Origin of the sequence: Candidatus Gorgyraea atricola, from assembly GCA_030765235.1 — a bacterium.
Lineage (GTDB): Bacteria > Omnitrophota > Gorgyraeia > Gorgyraeales > Gorgyraeaceae > Gorgyraea > Gorgyraea atricola.
In genome coordinates this window covers 176,736-197,278 of the sequence record JAVCCW010000029.1, presented here as the reverse complement: position 1 = coordinate 197,278, position 20,543 = coordinate 176,736, and the positions used below count along the sequence as shown (strand labels likewise).

18 protein-coding genes are annotated in these 20,543 nt (G+C 41.9%); all 18 read right to left on the bottom strand.

Annotated features, from left to right (window positions below; all coding sequences use genetic code 11):
* Position 1 precedes the first annotated feature (1 nt).
* Positions 2-1,306, bottom strand: coding sequence for a nucleotide sugar dehydrogenase (locus P9L93_06560; protein MDP8230743.1), 1,305 nt, complete (start codon positions 1,304-1,306; stop codon positions 2-4).
* Positions 1,303-2,256: a dTDP-glucose 4,6-dehydratase gene (rfbB, locus tag P9L93_06555; protein ID MDP8230742.1), complete on the bottom strand. Its 954-nt coding sequence runs from the start codon at positions 2,254-2,256 to the stop codon at positions 1,303-1,305. The genes P9L93_06560 and rfbB overlap by 4 nt, the downstream gene beginning before the upstream one ends.
* A complete protein-coding gene (locus P9L93_06550) occupies positions 2,253-2,972 on the bottom strand; it encodes a sugar phosphate nucleotidyltransferase (protein MDP8230741.1) in 720 nt (239 codons plus the stop codon). The genes rfbB and P9L93_06550 overlap by 4 nt, the downstream gene beginning before the upstream one ends.
* Before the next feature lie 2 nt (positions 2,973-2,974).
* The gene (locus tag P9L93_06545) at positions 2,975-3,421 is read right to left on the bottom strand and encodes a dTDP-4-dehydrorhamnose 3,5-epimerase family protein (GenBank protein ID MDP8230740.1); all 447 of its coding nucleotides are present in this window, start codon (positions 3,419-3,421) and stop codon (positions 2,975-2,977) included.
* Positions 3,418-4,713, bottom strand: a complete 1,296-nt coding sequence (locus tag P9L93_06540; protein ID MDP8230739.1) for a UDP-glucose/GDP-mannose dehydrogenase family protein — start codon at positions 4,711-4,713, stop codon at positions 3,418-3,420. The genes P9L93_06545 and P9L93_06540 overlap by 4 nt, the downstream gene beginning before the upstream one ends.
* Entirely contained in the window at positions 4,710-6,773 is a 2,064-nt protein-coding gene (lptD, locus tag P9L93_06535; GenBank protein ID MDP8230738.1) for an LPS assembly protein LptD, read from the bottom strand. The genes P9L93_06540 and lptD overlap by 4 nt, the downstream gene beginning before the upstream one ends.
* Positions 6,774-6,910: 137 nt before the next feature.
* The gene (locus tag P9L93_06530; protein MDP8230737.1) at positions 6,911-7,816 is read right to left on the bottom strand and encodes an ROK family protein; all 906 of its coding nucleotides are present in this window, start codon (positions 7,814-7,816) and stop codon (positions 6,911-6,913) included.
* Between the two features lie 179 nt (positions 7,817-7,995).
* Positions 7,996-10,314, bottom strand: a complete 2,319-nt coding sequence (locus tag P9L93_06525; protein MDP8230736.1) for a hypothetical protein — start codon at positions 10,312-10,314, stop codon at positions 7,996-7,998.
* 406 nt (positions 10,315-10,720) lie between these two features.
* Positions 10,721-12,004, bottom strand: a complete 1,284-nt coding sequence (locus P9L93_06520) for a GGDEF domain-containing protein (GenBank protein ID MDP8230735.1) — start codon at positions 12,002-12,004, stop codon at positions 10,721-10,723.
* Position 12,005: 1 nt separating this feature from the next.
* Positions 12,006-12,899: a GAF domain-containing protein gene (locus P9L93_06515; protein MDP8230734.1), complete on the bottom strand. Its 894-nt coding sequence runs from the start codon at positions 12,897-12,899 to the stop codon at positions 12,006-12,008.
* 19 nt (positions 12,900-12,918) lie between these two features.
* Entirely contained in the window at positions 12,919-13,761 is an 843-nt protein-coding gene (gene accD, locus P9L93_06510) for an acetyl-CoA carboxylase, carboxyltransferase subunit beta (GenBank protein MDP8230733.1), read from the bottom strand.
* A 152-nt stretch (positions 13,762-13,913) separates the two neighbouring features.
* Positions 13,914-15,134 carry a DUF1015 domain-containing protein gene (locus tag P9L93_06505; GenBank protein ID MDP8230732.1) on the bottom strand — a complete coding sequence of 407 codons (1,221 nt, stop codon included), beginning with the start codon at positions 15,132-15,134 and terminating at the stop codon, positions 13,914-13,916.
* On the bottom strand, positions 15,112-15,426 hold the full coding sequence (locus tag P9L93_06500) for a VanZ family protein (protein ID MDP8230731.1): 315 nt from the start codon (positions 15,424-15,426) through the stop codon (positions 15,112-15,114). Before P9L93_06500 ends, P9L93_06505 begins: the two co-directional genes overlap by 23 nt.
* A 40-nt stretch (positions 15,427-15,466) precedes the next feature.
* Positions 15,467-15,748, bottom strand: a complete 282-nt coding sequence (locus tag P9L93_06495) for a zinc ribbon domain-containing protein (protein ID MDP8230730.1) — start codon at positions 15,746-15,748, stop codon at positions 15,467-15,469.
* A gap of 2 nt (positions 15,749-15,750) precedes the next feature.
* A complete protein-coding gene (gene dnaJ, locus P9L93_06490; GenBank protein ID MDP8230729.1) occupies positions 15,751-16,902 on the bottom strand; it encodes a molecular chaperone DnaJ in 1,152 nt (383 codons plus the stop codon).
* Positions 16,902-18,791: a molecular chaperone DnaK gene (dnaK, locus tag P9L93_06485; protein ID MDP8230728.1), complete on the bottom strand. Its 1,890-nt coding sequence runs from the start codon at positions 18,789-18,791 to the stop codon at positions 16,902-16,904. The genes dnaJ and dnaK overlap by 1 nt, the downstream gene beginning before the upstream one ends.
* 1 nt (position 18,792) lies before the next feature.
* Entirely contained in the window at positions 18,793-19,293 is a 501-nt protein-coding gene (grpE, locus tag P9L93_06480; GenBank protein MDP8230727.1) for a nucleotide exchange factor GrpE, read from the bottom strand.
* On the bottom strand, positions 19,286-20,326 hold the full coding sequence (hrcA, locus tag P9L93_06475) for a heat-inducible transcriptional repressor HrcA (GenBank protein MDP8230726.1): 1,041 nt from the start codon (positions 20,324-20,326) through the stop codon (positions 19,286-19,288). Before hrcA ends, grpE begins: the two co-directional genes overlap by 8 nt.
* Positions 20,327-20,543: the final 217 nt, after the last annotated feature.

Below are 20,543 nucleotides of genomic sequence, written 5' to 3'. Positions count from 1 at the left end.
TCTATAAAGTTATTACATTCCCATTCTTTTTAAACTCTTTCAACGCATTGCGAGTATCAAGGATCAGTTTTGCGTTATCCGCTATCAGTCTATAATTCAGTGACGTGTGATCTGTAACAAGTACGGCACAATCGCTTGAAGAGATATTTTCTTTTGTCAAATCTACAGAGTCGAGCTTTAATCCATCTATTTTAAAACTCGGCACCAGGGGATCATGATACTGAACCTTTGCCTCTTTTTCAATAAGCGCATTTATTATCGCGAGTGAAGGCGATTCCCTCATATCATTGATGTCTTTCTTATATGTGATACCTATTATAAGGATCTTTGAGCCCTTCAGGGCCTTCTTCTGGTTGTTTAATCCATCTGAAATTTTCTCTACGACATGATGCGGCATATAAGAGTTTATCTCTGCTGCCAGCTCTATAAATCTTGCTTCAAAACCATGTAGTCTCGCCTTCCACGAAAGATATATTGGATCGCACGGAATGCAATGCCCTCCCCAGCCAGGGCCAGGATAAAACGGCATAAACCCGAATGGTTTTGTCTTGGCAGCGTCTATGATTTCCCAGATATCAAGATTCATCTTATTGCACATAAGGGCCAGTTCATTAATAAGGCCTATGTTTACAGCGCGAAATGTATTTTCAAGAAGTTTTACCATCTCTGCTGAACGCGTGCTGGATACAGGAATCACCTCTTTAATTATCTGAGAATACAAAAGCTTTGTAAGTTCAGTGCATGTCTCAGTAACACCTCCAACTACTTTCGGGATGTCCTTTGTCTTGTATTTTGGATTTCCAGGGTCTACTCTCTCAGGAGAAAACGCGAGAAAAAAATCCTTTCCAACTTTTAAGCTGTCTGCGCCTAACTTAGCGAGTATTACTTCATCAGTAGTGCCTGGATAGGTCGTACTCTCAAGTACTACGAGTTGACCTTTTCTGAGACTGGCTACTATATCCTCTGCAGCTGAAAGTATGAATGAGATATCTGGTTCCTTTGTCTTGCGAAGAGGCGTAGGCACACAGATAATAATCGCGTCCATCTTGTTAAGCAAGGCCTTGTCAGGCGTGGCAATTAATTTTTTGGACGAGGTTAAATCCCTTACATCCTTTGACGAAACATCCAATATATAAGATTCCCCCTTGTGAATCTGGGAGAGCTTTTCATTATCAGCGTCAAAACCTGTCACACTGAATCCTGCCTTTGCGAATTCTACTGCAAGCGGAAGCCCCACATAACCAAGTCCGATTATGCCGATATTCGCGCTCTTGTCTGTAATTTTAGATTTCAATTGGTTTATCATTTTAGCCTCTTCCACCACGATTTATTGTCCTTGTACCATTCAATTGTCTCTTTTATTGCCGCGTTAAAATCCTTTGTTGGTTGCCAGCCAAGCCTTTTTATCTTTGATGAACTTAGAGAATAGCGTCTGTCATGGCCAAGTCTGTCAGGCACATATTTTATCATCCTGCTGGATTTGCCCAGGAGTTTTAATATCATGCGCGTGAGTTTTATATTAGGTATCTCATAACTGCCGCCGATATTATAGATCTCACCGTTCTTACCCCTATGTAAAATTACATCTATGGCCCTGCAGTTGTCCAGGACATACAACCAGTCACGCACATTCATCCCATCTCCATAAAGAGGCACCTTTTTGTTCTCCAGGAGGTTTGTAATAAAAAGTGGCATTACCTTTTCAGGAAACTGGTATGGCCCAAAATTATTGCTGCTCCTTGTGACAATAACAGGTGTCTTAAATGTCGTATAGTACGCCAATGCCAGATGGTCTCCGCCTGCCTTAGATGCAGCATAAGGACTGTTAGGATGTAAGAGGCTCGTCTCCTTAAAAGAACCTCTTTTAATGCTGCCGTATGTTTCATCTGTTGAGATCTGAATGAATTTCTTAATTCTATTTTTTCTCGCAGCGTCCAAAAGTACCTGCACGCCGTGCACATTAGTGCGGATGAAATCCGAGGCATCGCTAATAGATCTATCGACATGCGATTCAGCTGCGAAGTTTATCACAGCGTCACAATTCTTCATTGATTTAGCGACCAGCTTCTCGTTGCAGATATCGCCCTTTACAAATGTATAGCGCTTATCCCTTTCAACATCCTTGAGATTTTCCCGGCGACCGCAATATGTAAGCTTATCCAGATTTATAATCCTGTAAGATGGGTGCTTCTTGAGCATATAGCGAATGAAATTAGATCCAATAAACCCGCACCCACCTGTAATCAATAATCTCATTTAACTTTTTTCTCCACTAGATTGCTCGCACTCAGTAGCGACTCGTGCGTGCCGCAGTCTGTCCACCAGCCATCTAAAACAGAAAACGTCATCTCGCTGCGAGTAATATAATCATTATTCACATCCGTGATCTCAAGCTCGCCTCTATCAGATGGCTTCAATGTCTTTATTATCTCAAAGACCCTTGTATCATACATGTAAATGCCTGTGACAGCGTATTTTGATTTAGGCCTTTTTGGTTTTTCTTCTATTTTTACGATCTTGTCATTTTTTAGCTCAGGCACGCCAAATCTCTCAGGGTCATCCACTTCCTTTATAAGGATCTTCGCGCCTTTTTGTTGTTTTTTAAAATCTTCGATATGTTGCTTTATTGATTTTTCAATGATATTATCGCCAAGAACCACTATCACCTTGCCATTATCTACAAAATGTTCTGCAAGGCCCAACGCCTCTGCAATACCCCCCTCGCCCTTTTGGTAAATATAATTTATATGCTTTAAGCCGAATTCTTTGCCATTGCCTAATAGCCTTAAGAACTCGCCTGCATGATTCTCGCCAGTAACAATAAGGATATCCTTTATTCCCGCTTCCACAAGAGTCTGTATAGGATAATATATCATGGGCTTATCATACACAGGCAAAAGATGCTTGTTTGTGATCCGAGTCAAGGGTTCAAGTCGCTTACCGAGTCCTCCAGCTAATATTACACCCTTCATTATCATTTCCTCCAATCATAAGGAATATCATTCTCAAACGCGTCCACACGGTATTCGTCTGGTTCTTTGCTGTTATATGGCAGTGTGGGCGTATTTATTACAATTGCCTCTTTGTCGCTAACGCACTTGAATCCATGGTATACGCATTTTGGTATCTTGACCAGCATAGGATCGTCCAGACCTACAATAAACTCGTTAACTTCTTTATATGTATCAGAATCCTTGCGTGCATCATAAAGCGCGAGCCGCATTGTACCGGATATGCATGTAAAATGATCATCCTGTTTTTTATGATAATGCCATGCCTTTATTACTCCAGGATAAGCAGTCGTCATATACACCTGGCCGAACCGCTGAAATATCTCATCATCTGAACGAAGGATCTCCATGAGCCTGCCCCGCTCATCAGGAATTAACTTGAGTTTTTTTATCTTAACGTCTTTTATCATCTGCCTATTGAAATATACTTAAATCCCAACTTCTTCATCTTATCAGGTTCAAAAATATTTCTCCCATCTATAACTAACGGATTCTTCATTGATCTCTTTATACGACTCAGATCCAGGACTTCGAACTCATGCCATTCTGTAACTATTACAAGCGCATCGCTATTCTTGACTGCATCATATGCGGTCTTACAAAAAGTAACGCCTTTTCCCTTTATTACGGCCTTTGCCTTTTTCATTGCCTGTGGATCATAGACCCTTACTTTAGCGTCGTCCTCTTTTAGAGAATTTATAATATCTATTGATGGAGCGCTTCTCATATCATCGGTATTTGGCTTAAAAGAAACTCCCAGGACAGCTATGGTCTTGCCTTTCACTATCCAGAGCGCTTCTTCGATCTTCCGGACAAAAAGCGCCTTTTGCTCCTCGTTTACCTTTCTCGCGGCCTTAAGGATGCCAAAGTCATATCCTAATTTACCTGATATATGGATAAACGCGTCTACATCCTTAGGAAAACACGAGCCTCCATAACCTATGCCGCTATTTAGAAAGCCCCTTCCTATCCTGGCATCAAGGCCCATGCCGCGCGCTACCTTTTTAATGTCTGCTCCTGTGCGCTCGCAGATATTCGCGACTGAATTTATAAAAGATATTTTTGTGGCAAGAAAAGAATTTGCGGCATGTTTTATAAGCTCTGCGCTCGCTATGTCAGTCACTACGATCTCTGTGCTGATCCGCCTGTATAATTCCAGAAGGATCTCCTCTGCCTTTTTAGACCCTACGCCTATTACGACCCTGTCAGGATGCAAAAAATCCTGTATCGCTGTGCCCTCTCGTAAAAATTCCGGATTAGAGGCAACGTCAAACTTTACTTTCTTCTTGATGTTTAACTTTATCGTATGCTCTACCCATTTTCCCGTCTCAACAGGGACTGTGCTTTTCTCGACTATAAGGCGATACGAAGTCATGTTCGCGGCGATCTCTTTTGCCACTGTCTCTACGTACGAAAGGTCAGCTTCTCCGTTTTGTCGACTCGGGGTGCCAACGCAAATAAAAATAACAAGGGATTTCTTTACGCCATCTTTTATGCTATCTGTAAAAGATAACCGCCCGGCCTTTATATTTCTCCTCACCATATCCCCGAGGCCTTTTTCATAAAAAGGTATCTTTGACCTTTTCAGCGTCTCTACCTTCTTCTTATCATTATCCACGCAGATGACTTTATGACCTAGATCAGCAAAACACGCGCCTGTCACTAATCCCACGTAACCTGCGCCGATTATACAAATATTCATGGTTTCTCCTTTGGATACGCATAGTAGTCTCCAAAATCAAAGGGCACTTTGGGGGAGGCCTTGAGCTTCATGGTAAACCAGGCAGTTATGCCGCCATCCCTGCCTATCTCAAGACTTGCCTCAGCTATCCAGCAGTGTAAATCTTTTATAACAGTTATCTCCTTTGTGTCAAACCTATTGATTATCTTATGGCCATCAGGTTCGACCTCCTTTAAATCATATCTGCCAAAAAGCCTGACCGCCCACTCATTATTCAGCCTATAGAATAATTGCGAGGTAAGTTCATGTTCTTCATCCTGCCAGTACCTGGAACCAAACCCCAGCTGCCAGTCTTCATTCTTATTGATATTCAAATCCACATTCCAGCTCTGAAAATCTCTGGTAGCAGGATCATACTCTGTATCTGACTCTATCCTGAGCCAGTCAAAAGGTGTAAGCTCCAGATCTCCTTTTACATCTGAAAAACGGCTACCGTTTTCCGGCTTATACAGATAATCTCCTGTCAATAAAAACCATCCAAGATCTACTGTCCTTAATTTACCATCGACTAATCTCTTTGTCTGTAGCCTGTTTTCAAAGCCCAGGCCAAAGGCGCTTTTTCTCTCTACATTATCAATATCGTCGAACTGCTGCAGATTACCCGGCGTCATAGATGGCTCATGTATATACTCGTATTCTATCGTAGGAGTAATGACGTGATGAAGCCTGTCAAAATCAACTCCGAGAAAACTACCTGATGCATCATATGTCTTTGCGAACTTTGTACTCAGGTCTACACCTGTGTAAAAGGCTGTCCTGAATTCTTCCTCGTCACCGTCTATGTCCTTGGTATAAAAGGTGCCCCGGGTCCCAACAAAAGGTGAAACACTCAGGAAATCTACGAGGTGCAGAGGCGCGCTTAACTTATTATATGTATCAAATCTTATGACATCGCTATCTGTAGAGCTGTTTCCTGTCTTAGAGCTCAGACTGCTAAAAGCCGTGTCTGTTTTAAAGTAGATTGGCAGATCAAACATCTTCTGGTCTTTAAGGTCAAACCTTGCTTCTGGTAAGCGCTCAACAACGCTCTGAAATCGATTCATCCTTTTGCGCGCCAGAAGGCTCAGGGAATACTCTGGCTGCGTATCTAATAGATAAAAATATGACTCAGGTGATGATTCGCTGTCATACTCTTCCCTGTAAAAAAAATCCTTTGTGAAATCCACGTCACTGAGCTCGTGATATTCGATTATGGCGCTTGTTGTATCAGTTATATCTGAGCGATGCCGCAGCTGTATCCTGAATCTTTCCTCTTCCGCCCTTATGCCAACCTCGCCCCTATCCCTATCTCTCTGATGTGTATAATATGTCCGCAGAATACCCTCGCCAACCTCTCCGGATCCATATTTATAATCAATGCCCTCGCCAAATCCCCATTTCTCTCTTTCGTCCAGCCTGAGCGTCAGCTTATTGTCTTCGTTCAACGCATACCTGTAGCTGGTAAGGGCAAATGCGCCCCATTTTTTCTTTTTACCGGGGATCACATCCACTGTGGGCCAGTCTGTATCCAGAGAATAATCATATCGCGGCAAATACGCGACCGGCACCTTGCCGACCTTGAAGATCACATTCTTTGCCACGACCTTATTGTCAGGATATATTATGATATTCTTTGAGCTGATCTTATAGTGCGGCTTGTCGAGATCGCAGCTTGTCATGTAACCCTCTCCGACATTTATTGAACCATCTGAGACAAACTCTGCCCTGTCTCCTCCAGCATACCACTCGCCTGATTTTATCCTGGGTTCTAATATTTCTCCTACCTTAGTTTCAAAATTATATTTTACCCTCTCGCCCTTTATTTCGCTAGCCAGGCTCTTTATGAGTACATTCCCTTCCGCGTCCGCGTCTTTTGTCTCTGTGTACACTGTTATCTTATCGCACGTAAGTCTCACGTCCTCGTAATCAACAGACACGTCGCCAACACCAGTGACCTTTTTTTCTTTTGGGAAATACTCCACCTGATCGCCGTTTACTTCTACGGGCCGTGCGGCCTCTTGAGCGCTAGCTACATCGGGCATAAAAAAAATATGCACGAAAATCCCAAATCCCAATAATACCAATACTACCAAATAAATCCCAATTTCAAAATCCCAACCATGTTTTGGGATTTGGGATTTGGGATTTATTTGGGATTTTGAATTTGGGATTTGGGATTTCACAGTAAGGATGCTCCGATTATTCCTGCGTCAGTGCCAAGCTTTGCGCGAACTATCTTTATGTGAGCAGCAGGGTCTTTCATTGCGCGTGTCTTTAACTCTTGTCTCAGAGGCTTTAGAATCAACTCGCCTGCCTTTGAAACACCACCACCTATAATGATCTTGTCAGGATTTAAGAGATTTACTACACCTGTAAGCATGACGCCTAGCTTTATGCCAACATCAGCCCAAATACCTATTGCTTTTTTATTGCCGTTCTTTGCAAGTTTATCTATGCGCTTAAGTGTTATATTTTTTCCGAAGATCTTTCTTGCTCTATTCAGTATATATCTGTTTCCTACATATCTTTCAATACACGCAGTCCCTCTGCAATTACACCGGGGTCCTTTTTCATTTATAGGAATATGGCCTATCTCTCCCGCGACCATTGTACTGCCTCTATATAGCTCTCCACTAAGTATAATGCCGCCGCCAACACCTGTGCCAAGAGTAAGGCAGACGAGATTATCCGCGCCTTTGCCAGCGCCAAACTTGTGCTCTGCAAGTGTCATTGCGTTCACGTCATTGTCCAGGTTGACCTTTAAACCTAATCGTCTCTGCAATATAGACTTAAGTGGGACATTCTCCCATCCTTTTATGTTAGGAAAATAACGCACTATACCCTTCTTTGAGTCCACAGGTCCAGGCACACCTATTCCTATGCCCGCGATATCTCTCCTATTAAATCTAGATTCTTTTATTATATAATCTATATTCCCCACTAAAATACTAATAAGCTCGACTCTTTTCGCATTAAAAGGAGTATCCACCTCGCGCCGAGCCAAAACCCTACCACCTCGGCCCACAAGCCCCATCTTTATCCGAGTAGCCCCCAAATCAATCCCTATCTTAAGCCGTTTACTCATTGCCACTTATAATACCGTAACTCAAGATTTTAGTCAATCACAAAAAAATAACTTTACATTTAAAGCAAGACCTAAAATGTAAAGTTAAGTGAAAACTGATTGGACTTTATTGAATTTTAAAGACAGGCCTGGGATTGGGCTGAGAACCGTCCCTAATACTTTACTAATACCTCTAACACCTACAAATAAAAATCAATGGCCCTAACCTGGTCTAGCAATTTATCACCTAGTAACTCAGATATAAGATTTTTATCTATAGGCAATGATTCAATAAAAGCACTTATGTTATTTTTTCTATCTGACAATATCGGAGATAATCGTGATAAAATTTCTTCTACAGGAGCTAGGTTTAGTGATTCTAAAACCGCAAACCATTGATCAAGTTTTTTTAGTCTTTTGTAAACAAATTCGAGGTCTTTCTCTTTAGACAAAATGTCTTTCAATATTTCCTCATACATATGGCCGTCTAAGCTGTTAAACTCCAGATTCATTCTGTCTCTGACTAAAGACTCTTCAATCTCCTTACAAGATCTTCCATCAAGAACAAAATAACCGATTGTTTCTAATATCCCTACTTTCAGAGTACTAAAAATTCCTTCTCCGCCATATTGAGTTGATTTTACAAAAATATAATAACGACCATCAGCATAAATAAAATTATATGATAATTTTAACTCATCCAACAATCTTATTATAAACAGAGTGATGAAGATATTTTTTACTATATCCTCCCCTTCAATGATAAAATTAGCCCCAGGATAATTTGGTAGCATATTAATAGGTAAGTTGGGATAGTCTTGCATCTTCTTTGTTGGTAATGATAAAATAGGTGCGCTTAGATCGATTGATGTATTGAATAGTTCATTTTCTACAACAGGATTCTTTATATCATTCATATCTATCTTAAAAAAGAACGAATAGTGAGGAAAAGTGGGATCTGTGGCTCCAGCACCTGAAGATTGATGATAGCATCTAATATCAGGGTTTATCTTTCCTAAAACATACATAATCATTAACGGTACAAAGCCAATATATTTATCTTTCTTGTTACAAAACATAAATTGATCTTTACAAAAAGGTGCATGTCTAACTAAAAAATTATATGGTAATCCTATTTTATCTAAATCATATAGTAAATCATCTTGGTCTACTTTTAAAAAACTTGGCTTTACAAGAGTGCTCTTACCTGCTTCTATTGCATTTGTAGTTGCTCTCGGCTTAACCAAATCAGGAAATGTAATCTTTGCCATAACTATATTTGATGACGGCAATTTAAGTAACTCATATTTGCCAACAAAAAACTTGCGAGTGCGGCCTTGTCTAATCGCCTCATTTACCTTTTCGAGAATCTCAGATAATATATTTTTCTTCAAGAACTGGGTATAAAATTTATCTATATTTTCTCTTTTAAGCCAGATATGTGGTTGCGATACCCTTGTAGCATCGTTAACAGCTTTGGCGAATTCAACAGCGAGTTCAACTGGAGTATCAGATTCAGTGATAGCCGCGTTTACTAAAACAGCATCGAATCCCATATTCATTGCTTCCTTAGCATGTTCAGGCATACCTATACCACATTCGGCAATCAATGGAATATCTGGTTTTATCTCTTTAACCCAAGTAATAATCTTTTTTATTCGATCTTTCTCCTTTTCTGTTCCCAAACCTTTACCTGAGCCTGGTTGCGTTCCTTCGATACGCAACGCAATGACTTGATTCAAGTTCAATAATTTCTTTAGCATTTTTTTTGTTATTCCTTTTCCTATTAAGGGGAGGATTTTAATATCCTTGTTAAGTTTGATCAATCGTTCTACAGTATCTATTATTTCATCATTCTTTGTCATTAGATCTTGATCTCTGATCTCAAGCTTAACATAAGGCATTTTTAAAAATCCGGCCCACAGTCCTGCCATTATTATGGCTTCCTCTTGTGTTTTGGCCTTGCTGGTGTTTCCTATCGCAATAAACTCTCTTGTTTCGCCCAATTCGACTAGTGCCTGTTGAACTAATTCTATATATTCAATACCCATTGACTCAGGGATGCTTCCTTCTTTACCCAGCTTGAAGAAACCAGAATTCTTTCCAAATTTAGCTTTTTGTAGCAACTCCTCTGCCTCGCTTAAAGTAAAATTTTTCTTTAATTCTTCTATATCTCCTGGTAAAAAAATAAAAACTTGAGTCTCAGACTTTATAACAAGGTCACATGCGACATTTGGCGCGAGCTCACGAATACATGCAACACTAGAATCATCACTTTCAAATCGGTGAGTAATTGCCGTTGGTGCAATCAAAGGGGATAGTTTCTTTCCATTAATTATAAATGCATTAGGCTTATCTTTTATCTCTTTTTTACTTGTGTCTTGAAATAAAAAAGGAACTCTTAGTGAGCCTCTTGAAATTGGGCAAGAATGAACAATGGTTGTAAATATAAATGTAACAGAAACTATGAAGAATATAATCTTTATATTGAAATTGTAATGTTTTTTAAACTTTCTCATAATCCACATAAAAAATAAGCCTTGTTTTTTTATAAGGCTATATATTTATTCTATCTATCTAGTAATTTTAATTATATCATACAAATACGGCATTTGCAATCTAAAATTTAAGTACTATATTATATACTATACTACAAACGTCCTATTTGGGTACACCCTACTGCAACAAATTATTCCAAGCCAAAGGAAGTCCTGGGAGCGAATTGAAAATTTAGCCTTTCATTTTGCATTTTGGGGGTTTATTTTGTCACATTTTATGAGACAAAAAGGGCGAAAACTGTTCGACCCCGACACCTATGGTGTCGGGTAAGTTTTTTCACCCCCACCAAAATGCAAAATGAAAGGCGACCCCGAGCAAAGCGAGGGGGAAAGTTTCACTTGAGCGAACAGGACTTCCTTTGGCTTGTCAACACACCCGATTGCGACCGGACTCCTTTGCCTTGTACAGGGCGCGGTCGGAGGATTCGATTAGGGAGTTTGCGTCTGCTCCGTTTTCTGGAAAAGTACTTATGCCTATGCTTACAGTGCTGGATGTGACCTCGTCGTAGGCCTTGAATATAGCAGACTCGATGCTTCTCCTGATATGCTCAGCTACCTGCAAGGCTCCCTCTTTATCTGTATCAGCAAGCGCTATTGCAAATTCTTCGCCGCCGTATCTTCCTAAAATATCTATTTCCCGCAGATTAGATTTGATAATACCTGCTACCTCTTTTAAAACAACATCCCCTACCAAATGGCCAAGGCGATCATTCTTTTCCTTAAAATGGTCCAGGTCCAGCATAAGAAAGGACAGATTCGTCTTGCCACGCATTGAACGCCTTAGCTCCCTTGCCAACCTCTCTAAAAAATGCCTCCTCGTAGAAACACCTGTCAGAGAATCTGTAATAGACGCCTCCTGCACCTTCTTATAGAGGACAACCTTCTGAAACTGTATCGCAAACTGGCTACCAAGAATAATAAAATTCTCAAAATACGGCCTAGGGAGATTTTCTATATACAATATCCCCGCGAGCCTTTCCTCGACAAAAAGAGGAATCGCTACAAGCGTCCCAAAATCCTTTACAATGGCCAGCCTTTTTAAGAGTCGTGCCTCGACTTGAGAAAACAGTGAGATCACTTTTTTTTCTTCGATCATAATAACAGCGAGTTCTTTATCGAAGTCATCAGGACTGACCTTGCTGATCGTCTGTCCGGTCTTAATCTGATAAACCGATACTACCTCTCGGGAATCATTTAAAAGCGCGAGCCTGGAAGCCCTGAACCTGAAAGACTTTCTCAGCGTCGACGAAAATATACTTAATATATCCTCGAGCGAGAGACAGCCGGACATGTCTTTAGAGATCTCGTACAGGGAAAGCACCTGCTGTAATTTCTTTTCTCTCTCAAGGTTTGATTCTATCTCGCCATTATTCTGGCGCACCAAATCCTCATAACGCGTCTTTACTTCTTCAAATCTGGCGCGCATAGACTCTTTATGGTGATCAAAGTCTTTCTTGAATCTATCCGTAATAAAAGGTAGGGCATTTATAGCTAATACAAAGACCATAGTCTCATATGGAAACGCTCTAAGCCCCCTGATCAGAATAAATACACTAGCCAATGCAGACCACGTTAAGGCCTTAGACAGACTGATCCTGTAGCTCAAAAATAATACCACCGCTGAAATTATAAAATACACTAGAAATTTCATGTTAGCTGTTAACTGTTAGCATCTGTTGATAGAGCCTGGCATTGCCAAGACTCGCAGCACCCAGATCACACAGTATGTCCAAAAGCCGCAGATCCTCAGAGGTATATGCATAAGGTTTTGAATGTTCAAGCCGCACTATGCCTATGACCTTTTTCTCTTCTATGAGTGGTGAAGAGATAATTGAACGAAAAACTCCTTTCTCTTCTTCGCCAAATCTAGAATCCTTTCTGATATCCTCGATAAGAAGACACTGTCTCTGTTTAAAAACCCATTTGTCCAGAAGATCTACTTTTTTAGCCTTTACCTTCTCCATCCTGGACGTAACAAGATTTAATTCCTGTTTTTCAGTGTCCACTAAAAATAAAAGCGCTGATTCTGATTTTCCTACTATACTCAGCGCGTTATCTAAAATAATTTTAGAAACATCGTCAAGGGAAAGCGTAGAGCCAAGACAGGCAGTCATATCCTTGAGCAGATTGAATCTTCTTTCTTTCTTTTCAAGAGAGACTGCTTCTCTTTTATGCCTTAAATGTTCATCTGTGAGAAGATCAGTACTCTTACTAAGTTCCTCTGTGCGCGTTTCAATAATATGTCTAGCATAGTTATGTTTCTTTATCTGATCGTCCACGATCAAAAATGTTACGAAGAACATCGGTACTCCCCAGACATAGTTAAAATTCACTGCGAGAGAAGTCAGGATCGTGAGAAAGATCGAAGCGCCAAGAAAAAAAAGACCTCGATAATAACCAAGGTCCTGCAGGCTCATTATAATGATCAGATTGTACAGAAAAATAGTGGGGATCTTAGGTAGATCAGTGCGAAATACCAGGAAGGAGACAATAATAAAGCTGGCACCACAAATTATGCCGTTCTTTATCTTGCTGCGATTTTCCATTTTCCAATGCCATTAAATATCAAGTCGTATAATCAACGATCTGGGTAACAGTGTCGTTTAGATTCTTGCGGCTTACCACCATATCTATAAGCCCGTGTTCCAGGAGAAACTCTGATGTTTGAAAGCCCTCAGGGAGTTTTTGATGTATGGTCTGCTCTATAACCCTGGGCCCTGTAAACCCAATAAGGGCTCTTGGTTCAGCAATAATAATATCCCCCAGAGAAGCAAAGCTCGCTAAGACTCCTGCCATTGTAGGATTTGTCAAAATAGATATGTACAGGCCTCCTGCTTCATTGTGTCTTGCGAGCGCGGCTGAGGTCTTTGCCATCTGCATAAGCGAGATCATGCCTTCGTACATCCTTGCGCCTCCCCCTGAACCAGAGATGATCGCCAGCGGCAATTCATTCTCAGTGGCATACTCTGTGATCCTGGTTATCTTCTCGCCCACCACATAGCCCATTGATCCCATTATAAAACGCGAATCAGTCACGCCCAGCGCAATCTTCCTGTTATTGACGCGGCCCTTTCCCACTACTGCTGCCTCTTCCATGCCAGTCGTCAATGTATCCTTTTCTATCTTTTCCACATAACTCTTAGGCCCCTTGAATTTCAGGATATCCCGCGGCTTCATTCCTTTTTCAAACTCCTCAAAACTGCCCTGATCAAGAAACATATTGATGCGTTCATATGCGCCGAGTATAAAATGATAGCCGCACTTCGGGCAGACCCTTAAGTTTTCATCAAGGGTCTTTTTGTATATCATGTCCGAGCACCCGCCGCACTTAAGCCAACTCCCGTCAGGCACGCCCTTGCGATTCGAGACCTTTACAACTTTATATTTTGGTTTCTTGAATAGAGGCATCCTATGCTCCTTATAAACCCAATGGAGGTTACGTAAGGTTTCGTGAAGTTTCGTAATGTTTCGTAAAGTTACAAAAAACTAGAATTCAAATTTTGCTTCTGCAACCTTACGCAACCTAACGAAACCTAACGCAACTTTACGAAACCTCGTCATTAAAACACATTAATCACCAGGCCTGTCAGGACCTTGGGATAAAAGTAGGTTGATTTCTGAGGCATGCGTTTACCTGAAAGCGCCATGTCTCTAACCTCAGTAACCTTTGTGGAGTTCAATATGACGGACAAAGAAAATCTTCCTTCATTCACCTCTTTAACAGCATATTCTATGTCCTTTGTGAAATCTATTGAAAGCGAGGCGACCTTTTTCTTTAATGGCTCTATGACCATATCGTGAAGCACGCTGACATCCAGAGAATTATTGCTCTTTACGCACAATCCTGTAAATCCGTCTTTCTCATATATTACAAATCTCTTTTCAGGAGGTACTGCCTTAGAAAGAAAATCCTTAGCCTTTTCCTTCGAAGAAATCTCTTCGGTTGTAAAATGTTTTTTTAGATCCTGCTTTAGTTCAGATAATTTACTTTTATCCACTCCGCTGATCAACCTGTGTGTCGGTAAAACCACTATTCCATCAGCGCAAAGGTCTGTAAAATAAGTGAGTATATAACCGAATTTTGGATCCTTCTTGGTCTTACTGAATTCAAGCCCGACCTCATACCTGTGATGGCCATCTGCGATAAAAAGTTTTTTGTCCTTCATCAGGTTGACTATTTTTTCTATTCTTTCCTTATCAGAAAGTCTCCAGAGCCTATTTTTTATACCGTGGTGATCCACGACATCTATAATCGGCTGTGATTTTGTTGCCTGTGCTAGAATATTATCGATAGATTGATTATCGTCCGCGAATATCGCGAATATAGGTCCCAGATTAGACTCTATTGAACTGATAAGTTTAGTACGGTCCTTCTTTGGCGCGCTAAGTGTATTTTCGTGAGGATGGATGCTCGAATCCTCTCTATCAAACTCCTCTAATTTCAAAAGCGAGATAAAGCCCAGTCTGCGCAGGTCTCTCCCATCCACCTCAAATTCCTGTTCGTAAACATAGATACAGGGTTCGTTGTCCTTTTTTAACACGTCCTGTGCCTGCCAGTCCTTTAAACATCCCGCGGCCCTTGTATATTTATCTTCTTTTTCATTGTCATCCGGCTTGACCTTACCCAGTAATATGTGAATTATGTTATGGGCCTCGGAATCGTAAAGCTGGGCCTGTTCTTGCGGCGAGATGACATCATAGGGCGGCGCCATTACCTTTGAGAGGTCTTTTATCTTTTCTGGATTATAGAGTGTGCCTTTAAACGGGATTACATTTGCCATATAAAATTACTCCTATTACCCCACCTATACCATCAGCCATCATATCAAGCATACTAAACTGACGCAACGGTATAAAACTCTGGTGGAATTCATCTGAAATGCCATATACGATAGATACTATTATAGCAAAGATCTTAAAATTTTCAAAAAATGTTTTTCTGGAAGAATTCTTAAAAGCCCTTGCCGCGAGAATACCAAAAACCGCGTATTCGCATATGTGCAGGAACTTATCAAGAAAAGGTATGCTGACTCCAGGTAAGGGCCTTGATATGCCCGAGACGTAAAATATCAAACCTGCATATAGATATAAGGGTATCCAATATTTGACAATATTATTCGTCAACTTTGCAGCTTTCTTTTTTATCGCAACCCTGGCAAGGAGATTCGGACTTTGGCTTTTCTTCTTTTTCTCTCTCTTTGTAATTCTTGCTCCTGTAGTCAGTGGCGTAAAATCCTGAGCCCTTAAAGATAAAACCAGCGCCCGCGCTCAAGAGTCTTTTTACAGCTCCTTTGCAATTCTGTTCAGGACAAATAGACAGGGGCTCATCGCTCATCTTCTGAAAAAAGTCAAATCTCTTCCCGCATTTCTGGCATTCGTATTCATATGTCGGCATTATTATCTCCCGAATATCTTTTTAGCTTTATCCATAAATGACTTTGAAAGCGGATTGACTTTCTCGTCACAGGATTTTGCGAATTCTTTTAATGCGCGTTTCTGCTGGGAATTTAGGCGCGTCGGTGTCTCGATAATGATCCTCACGAGCTCATCCCCGTGTCCGTGACCCCTTAGTCTTTTCACGCCTTTAGACTGGAGCCTGAAGACCTTTCCGCTCTGCGTACCATCAGGGATCTTCATTGATACCTTTCCATTTAAGGTCGGGATCTCTACTTCTCCCCCCAGGGCAGCTGTAGGAAAGTCTATTGGCACATCGCATATTATATCATAACCATGTCTTTCAAATATAGCATGATCTTTTACATGTACATAAATATACAAGTCGCCCCTTGGTCCGCCTTTTGAACCTGCTTCGCCCTCGGACTGGATACGCAGCCGCGAACCAGTATCAACTCCAGCAGGTATGCTCACCTCGAGCTTCTTGGCGATCCTGGTCTTTCCACTGCCAGCGCACTTCACGCATGGACTTTTTATGATCATGCCTTCGCCCCTGCACCTGGGACACGTCTGCCTGATACTGAAAAAGCCTGCTGACTGCAGGATCTGACCTTTGCCTCCGCAATTTGAACAGCTGGTCCTCTTAGTGCCAGGTCTTGCGCCATCGCCTTTACATGTCTCGCATGTCTCGTAACGTGGTATATTTATTGTCTTTTTTATTCCAAACGCGGCATCTTCAAAAGAGATCTCGATCTCATATTCCAGATCCCTGCCAGCCATGGGCCCGCCTCTTCTTCTGGAAGAAAAACCACCACCGAATATACCGCTAAGCATATCTCCAAGGCCGCCGCCAAAACCCATGTCCTCAAAGATACTGCTAAAATCAGCTCCTCCAAAAATATCCTCCGCGCTATAACGAGAATCTATTCCAGCGTGGCCAAACTGGTCATACTGGCTCTTTTTCTGAGGATCAGAAAGCACAGCATAGGCCTCTGAGATCTCCTTAAACCTATCCTCTGCCTCTTTCTTTTTATCTGGAGACACTCTATCAGGATGATGTTTAAGCGCAAGGCCCCTGTACGCGCGCTTTATCTCATCCACACTCGCGCCTTTTTGTACACCCAATATCTCGTAGTAGTCTCTTTTAGTCGTCATTATTTCTCTTTAAACTCCGCATCAATAACGTCGTCGCCTTCTTTTTTCTTTGGCTCTTCAGGCTTAGCCGCGTCTGGCTGTGGGCCAGCAGTTCCTGACTGCGCCTGGGCCTGTTTTGCCTGAGCTGCCTTATACACTTCTTCAGCTAACTTATGCGCTGCCTTGGACAGCTCCTCCATGCCTTTCTTGATCTTTTCAATATCATTACCTTTTATTGCCTCTTTCAAATCATTCAGGCCCTGTTCTATCTTTAATTTTTCATCCTGTGTGACCTTGTCTCCAAAATCCTTTAAAGATTTTTCAACAGAATACACCAGGGTGTCTGCCTGATTCTTTACCTCTACCTCTTCTTTCTTTTTCTTATCCTCTTCGGAAAATTTCTCCGCGTCCTTGACCATCTTTTCTATCTCTTCTTTTGAGAGCTTCCTAGGGGCTGTTATCTTGATCGTCTGTTCCTTGCCTGTACCAAGATCCTTTGCGCCCACATGCACGATGCCATCCCTGTCGATATCAAATGTGACTTCTATCTGCGGTATGCCGCGAGGCGCTGGCGGTATGCCTACGAGATCAAATCTACCAAGCTCAGTATTGTCATTTGCCATCTGGCGCTCGCCCTGCAAGACCCTCACTGTAACTGCCGGCTGATTGTCTGCAGCTGTTGAAAATACCTGGCTCTTTTTCGTAGGTATTGTAGTGTTGCGCTCAATAAGTTTCGTACAAACACTTCCTAACGTCTCTATACCCAGAGAAAGCGGCGTGACATCCAAAAGCAAGACTTCCTTTGCGTCACCCTTTATAATAGCAGCCTGAGTTGCCGCGCCCAGCGCAACGCACTCCATCGGATCTATGCCGCGTTCTATCTTTTTGCCAACATGCTCTTCTAAAAACTTCTGCACAATAGGCATCCTGGTAGGGCCGCCCACCATAATGATCTTGTCTATGTCATTAGGTGTAAGTCCTGAGTCCTTAAGCGCATTGTCAACAGGCTCGCTGCAGCGATCCACTATGGGGCCGACCAATTCCTCTAACTTTGCCCTGTTTATAGCCATGGTCAAGTGCTTTGGCCCACTGCTATCTGCTGTAATAAAAGGTAGGTTTATGTCTGTTGTAACTGTGCTTGAGAGTTCGACCTTTGCCTTTTCAGCTGCTTCTCTTAAACGCTGCGTTGCCATTTTGTCGCTCTTCAGATCTATACCTGTCTCTTTTTTAAATTGATTTGCAATATGATCTATCAATACATTATCCATGTCTGTTCCGCCAAGATGTGTGTCGCCATTTGTGGATTTTACTTCAAATCCGCTGGCACTATGCTCTTTGTCATACCACATATCCATAATAGTGACGTCAAGCGTGCCGCCGCCAAAGTCAAACACCATTATCTTCATCTCTTTGCCGACCTTGTCCAGGCCATATGCAAGGCACGCGGCAGTAGGCTCGTTGATTATCCTCAGGACCTTTAAGCCCGCTATCTCGCCCGCATCCTTTGTTGCCTGGCGCTGATTATCATTAAAATAAGCAGGACAGGTAATGACTACTTCTTCTACCTTATCCCCAAGATACGCCTCAGCATCCTGCTTTACCTTCTGCAATATAAATGCTGAGATCTCCTGCGGCGTATACTCCTTGCCGTAGATCTTGAATTTGTGGTCAGTACCCATCTTTCTCTTTGCCGCGTAGATAGTGCCTTCTGCGTTTACAGCAGCCTGGCGCCTTGCTGGCTCACCAACAAGTTTCTGTCCATCCTTTGTAAATGCCACAAATGACGGAAATGCCTTGCCGCTCGCAACACCCGCGCCTTCCGCGCTGGGTATTATCGCAGGCCGGCCCCCTTCCATAACTGCCGCTGCTGAATTAGATGTACCTAGATCGATTCCAATAACTTTACTCATTTTAAACCTCCTTGTTTGGTTTTTTAGAAACCTTTACCTTCGCCGGTCGAATAATCCGGCCATTCAACATGTATCCTTTTTGAAACTCCTCGCTAACATGGTCCTCAGGATGTTCGTCTGTCTCTTCCTGCATCATTGCCTCATGCTCATGAGGATTAAATGGTTTACCTTTTGCGTCTATCTCTGTTACACCGTTATTTTTTAAAAATTCCTTCATATCCTTGTGTATCATCTCAATACCTTTATATAGAACATCAAAGTCGTGTTTGGATTTACCTGCCTTTACCGCGCGCTCAAAGTCATCCACTATTTTCAATATGTCTACGACTATCTCTTCATTAGCGAATTTGATAAATTCTATCCTGTCTTTATCTAGTCGCTTTTTATAATTGTCAAAATCCGCCTGCAGCCTTAAAAGCCTGTCAAGGCACTCCTCTACCTTCTCTGCCTTTTCCTTTAAAGACTTGTATTCCTTAGAATTTAAAAGTATATTCTTAGCCAAGATCTTCCAACACCCTTCCCAATACCTTTGAAAGATAATCCACAGCAGATATGACCTTGCCGTATTCCATCCTGGTAGGTCCGATCGCGCCCAGTGCGCCTATTGTCCTGCCATTTATCTGGTAGTTACAGGTCACTATGGTGCAATCCTGTATATGCTTGCAGTTATTTTCCTTGCCGATATGCACCTTGATACCGTCGCTCTCCATATCCTCATTGAATAGATCCACCAGATCTGTTTTATCTTCAAAGAGTTTCAAAAATACCCTTGCCTTTTTTATGTCCTCGAACTCAGGATGCGACATGAGGCCGCTCGTGCCCTCAAAATAGAGCCGCTCTTCCATCTTGAAAAAATTTGGATTTGAAAGCATGCTGACTGCCTTTTTTAAAAATGTATAAAAAGAATCTCTTTCCTCAAGCAGCCTGCGTGTAAGATGATTCCTGATCTCGCCCAGAAACATACCCTCTAATTCCTGATTTAAAAATTCTGATATCCTGAAAAGCTCTGATTTGGTAAGGCCTTCTTCCATATCCAGAACTGCATTCTTTACAATGCCGGATCTGGTAATAAGTATTGTCAGGGCTCGCGAGGAATCTACAGGAATAAATTCGATCCTCTTGAAAATACTCTTCTTGAGCCTGGGCGTGAGCACTATGCCTGCCTCATTCGTTATCATACTGATCGCCCTTGAGGCATTTTGCATCAATGACTCAAAATCCTCGCTCTTTCTATTGAGCATCCTAACTATTATAGATTCTTCTTCCTTTGTCAGATGTTTTGGCTCCAGGAGAGAATTCACATAAAATCTATAACCTTTGTCAGTAGGTACCCTTCCAGCAGAGGTATGCGGGTGTGTGATAAGGCCTGCCTCTTCCAGATCAGCCATTACATTGCGTATAGTCGCGGGGCTCATAGACCAGCGGAATCTCTGCGACACAGCACGCGACCCAACAGGCGCGGCACCGTCAATGTACGACTCCACTATAGCCGAGAGCACCTTCTTCTGTCTTTGTTCGATATCCACATGTTTCATATTACTGCATCCCGTAGATTCCTACGCCCTTACGAACACGGCTCTTACTGTTGCTATCTTCGATAGTAGGCCAGGTTTAAACCTGGCCTACCAAGAGACAGAAAACTGCTCTCCTTAAATTCTGCGAAGCCAAGCACGCAAGCTACTCGGCGAAGCAGATTAGCACTCTAACACCCAGAGTGCTACCTGTCAATAAAAATCTGCTAAATTTTTAGCA